This window comes from Amycolatopsis thailandensis (assembly GCF_002234405.1).
GTDB classification, from domain to species: domain Bacteria; phylum Actinomycetota; class Actinomycetes; order Mycobacteriales; family Pseudonocardiaceae; genus Amycolatopsis; species Amycolatopsis thailandensis.
Genome location: NZ_NMQT01000278.1, coordinates 1 through 1,956, shown reverse-complemented (window position 1 = coordinate 1,956; position 1,956 = coordinate 1). Strand labels below are relative to the sequence as shown.

The window sequence follows — 1,956 nt, the reverse complement described above, 5'->3', positions numbered from 1 at the left end:
TTCGGCGTAGCGGTCCTCGCCGTGCCGCCAAGCCGCCCGCAGGCCCTGGAAGAGCGAGCCGTAGGCGAACCCGCGGTCGGCGAGGTCGTCGTAGAACGAGCCGAGATCGATCGGCTCGAGACCGTCCGGCCACGCGAATCCCTTCACGGGCGGATTCGCCTCGGCCAGCAGGCCGAGTGCGTTGAGTTCCCAGTCCTCGCCGGGGATCCGCGAGTGGATGGTCACCGCGGCCGCGCCGCTGACCGCGACCTGGAGTTCGATCGGCCCGCTTTCGGGGATCACCACGGGCGCGTGCAGGGTCAGTTCGACCAGCCGCGGCCGCCCGGCCTCGTCACCCGCCCGAACGGCGAGTTCCGCCAGTGCCGCGCCCGGCAGCAGAACGGTGTCGTGCACGGTGTGCCCGGCGAGCCAGGGGTGCGTCGCGAGCGAAAGCCGCCCGGTGAGGACGGTGCCGTCACCCTCGGCGAGCGAGAGTCCGGCGGCGAGCAGCGGATGACCCGGTGAGTCCAGCCCGGCCGACGAGAGATCCGCGACCGGAGCCGGGTCCAGCCAGAAATGCTTGCGCTGGAACGGATACGTCGGCAGATCGAGAGCACGCGCGCCGGGCAGGACGGCATCCCAGTCGACCCGGGCACCCCGCACGTGCAGGGTGGCGAGCGCTGTCATCGCCGTGACCTCCTCGTCGTGCCCCTTGCGCAGCAGGGGAATGCCATCGACGAGTGGCGAAAGCACCGCGTCCGGGCCGATTTCGAGAAACTTCGTGACCCCCTCGGCGCGCAGTGTCTCGACAGCGTCGGCGAACCGGACGGTGTCGCGCACGTGCGTGATCCAGTACGCCGGGTCGGTCACGGGCGACAGCATCGGAACGCGCGGCTCCGAGAACTCCAACCCCCGCACGACCGCGGCGAACTCGTCCAGCATCGGCTCCATCAGCACCGAGTGGAACGCGTGCGAGACGTCCAGTCGCTTGGTCTTGCGGCCGTCGAACCGTGCCACGACAGCGAGCGTCGGCTCTTCGGCACCGGACAACACCAACGAGGTCGGCCCGTTGACCGCCGCGAGAGAAACTCCGTCCGGCAGCTCGCCGAGTTCGTCTTCGGAGGCCTGGACGGCGACCATCACGCCGCCCTCGGGCAACGCCTGCATCAACCGGCCACGTGCCGTCACCAGCTTCGCCGCGTCCTCCAGCGAGAGAACACCCGCGACATGAGCGGCCGCGATCTCACCGATCGAATGCCCAGCCAAGAAATCAGGCCGCACACCCCACGACTCCACCAACCGGAACAACGCCACCTCAAGCGCGAAAATAGCGGGCTGCGCGAACTCCGTCCGCGAAAGATCACCGAACTCGGGCAGCAGCGCGGTCACCTCGTCATAAGCCGCCGCGAACACCGGGAACGCCCGATAAAGCCCGGCACCCATCCCGAGACGCTGCGAACCCTGACCGGTGAACAGGAACGCCAGCTTGCCCGGCTGCGCCTTGCCGGTGATTCCGCCACCTTCGGCGACAGCTTCGAGCCCGGCACGCAAACCGGCCGCGTCCGCCCCGACGACGGCGGCCCGGCGCTCGTGCGCGGTCCGTGTCGTGGCCAGGGAGTACGCGACGTCACGCGAGTCCGGAGTGTCCACAAGAGACAGAAGGGCGCGAGCGCGCTCGGCCAGTGCCTGATCGGTCTTCGCCGAAAGCACCCAAGGCACGACGCCGTGCGAGGCAGGCTCGGCGGGCACTTCGGCCGGGACCTGTTCCAGGACGACGTGCGCGTTGGTCCCGCTGATCCCGAAGGACGACACCGCGGCACGGCGCGGCCTGCCGGAGCCGGGCCACTCGCGCGGCTCCGTGAGCAGTTCGATCGCGCCGGCGTCCCATTCGACCTCGGTCGACGGTTCCGCCGCGTGCAGGGTGCGGGGCAGGGTGCCCCGCCGCATCGCCTCGACCATCTTGATGATCCCGGCGAC

Annotated in this window: 1 protein-coding gene; it reads right to left on the bottom strand. The window is 70.1% G+C overall.

What is annotated here, in order from left to right:
• On the bottom strand, window positions 1-1,956 hold a 1,956-nt coding region (locus CFP71_RS42290), incomplete at both ends, for an acyltransferase domain-containing protein (protein ID WP_143267300.1).